General features: G+C 35.9%; 2 protein-coding genes. One reads left to right on the top strand and one right to left on the bottom strand.

The genetic code is table 11. The features are described 5' to 3' along the window. The coding region (locus tag ABZA26_RS13595; RefSeq protein WP_372715036.1) for a hypothetical protein at positions 1–1,514 on the top strand (1,514 nt) is incomplete at its 5' end. A 24-nt stretch (positions 1,515–1,538) separates the two neighbouring features. On the opposite strand, the gene ABZA26_RS13590 is transcribed toward ABZA26_RS13595, so the two are convergent. After that, positions 1,539–2,115, bottom strand: a 577-nt coding sequence (locus tag ABZA26_RS13590; protein WP_372715035.1) for a hypothetical protein, incomplete at its 5' end; no start/stop codon positions are given.

Here is a 2,115-nt window from a genome sequence, read left to right as displayed (position 1 = left end):
ATTATCTGGATTTGTATCTGAAGACAGAAGATGATCCCAGGAAACTATTGGAATATTATAATATAGAGAAAAATTACAAAAAAATAGAAGAAAATCTGGATCGGATTATCCTTGCTGGAGATGGCTCAGAGGCAACGAAATACAAAAAAAGAATCTACACAGAGATAGAGAGGAAAAATCTCCCTATTTCAAAGGAAAAATACAGGGTAGAAAAAGTCCAGGAATTTCTCGCTTATATGGATGATGAAAAGGAACAAAAAAAGTTTTTTAATTCCAACAAGTGGACAAAGGGTGATATAAGAAAAATACTGGATGAGCTGAAAAAACATGAACTACAGGATAAAAGTCCGTCCAAAAAATTATTTGATATGTTTGCTACGAAAAAGGACAGACTGCAAAACAGATATTATAATATAAAGGGTATAGAGGACAGCAAGGGGTATTTTGATTATTTTGACTTTGCAAAGAGAGAGAATCTATTAGTAGAGCTAAAGACCCCTGGAGAAGAGCTGCTCTATCTGAAATATGAAAAAAACACAGAAAAATACCAACGGACAAAGGAAAATCTGACAAAAGAGTATTTGGATAGAAAGGATAACAGGAACCTCTATACTCTCTGGGCAGTGACTCAGGATACGGAAATCCTCCAGTATCTCAAGACCCAGGGTGAAGAGTATCACCGCCTTTATCTCGAAGAGCTTTATGAAAAGAATAAAAATGGACTTTTTTACTCAGAAGGGGAAAAGTTTCTGTATCTCTATCCCGAAAGTTTTCAAAAAGATGAAATATTAGAAAAACTTTTTGCCGTGGCTGATGAATCTCAGAAATCAGACCTTGTAAGAAAATATACAGGAGTGATAGAGAGCAAGGTATTGGACAGGGAAAGGATAAAAATGGCTGATGGACCTGCTAAAATAACCCTCATGGAGAAGGAGATTTTGAAAGGCAGCAGCGATTATGTAGAGAAATTTATCCAGGAGATAGAGGAGCTGTACACAGAGAAGGAAACGGCAGAAAGGCTGAAGATAGTAGAAAACGGAGAGCCGTATGCAGTCTACCTCTTACAGAATGGGCTTGATATTCCGGTGAAGTATAGGGGTGCTGCTGCTAGGTATCTCTATATGGCAGGTGAGACAGACACTCTCTATCCTTACAGGAAATATATCGGAGAGTCCGAGCTGAAGGAGCTTTCTAAAAATGACAGAAGATATAAAGATGAGTATGTAAAAAGATATCCTTTGGCAGATGAAAATATAGACACTTCCCAGGAGATGTATATCTATTTCTCTGAAAATCCTGTTCTCCAGGAATCCAAAGTAAAAGAGATAGAAAGTAAAAAAGTAATGGATCCTCACGAGGTGTATTATGCAGCCCTGTACTATAATAAAAAAGGTGATTTTGTAAAGAGCTACAGGCTGAGCGAGACTTTGAGTAAAAAGTACAGTTTTTCTGAAACAATAATAAAGCTTCACAATGAAAATATCCAGGGTATAAAAAATATGGATACAAATTAATAGGGATGGCCTGAGCCATCCCTATTAATTTAGGTCAATTTTATAAATAGTTTTCTCTCTGTCCAGAGAGATTTTTTTTTTTTGATTTTTGTACACCAGAGATATTTCATCAGAAGGAGTAATGTAAGATATGATGCCATTTGAATCTGACGTTATATTTTTATTATCCAGGGTAAAGACAGAATTTTTAACAGGTGCACCTGAACTGTCTGTAACCTCTAGAATAATCTGTCGAGACCCCCGGTTCATGATTATGTTGAAATTATTTATATCTTCCTTGAGAGTCATCTCTCTGGAATTATAGGTTTTGAAGTCTGGAATCTTTACAGATACCTTAAAAGTATCAGTGGCGGGAATGTCTAAAAATTCAAAATATCCGTTTTCTCCTGAAAGTGTAGAGGCTAGTCTTTTTCCTCCGGGACTAACAAGGTCTATTTTTTGAGATTTGATAGGTTTTACACCATCAGAAAGAACTCCGCTTATTTTATAAATTTTCCTTTTTAACTGAATTTCGAGGTTTGAAATAGTGGAGAATTTTTCAACTCTCCTCACTAAACCGTGAGAAAAGAATCCCTCTTTATCAACTCTGATAAGGACAAGT

The sequence above is a fragment of the Ilyobacter sp. genome (assembly GCF_041583315.1).
Taxonomy (GTDB): Bacteria; Fusobacteriota; Fusobacteriia; order Fusobacteriales; family Fusobacteriaceae; genus Ilyobacter.
The sequence above is the reverse complement of the archived record's forward strand: the minus strand, read 5'-3'. Positions and strand labels throughout refer to the sequence as shown.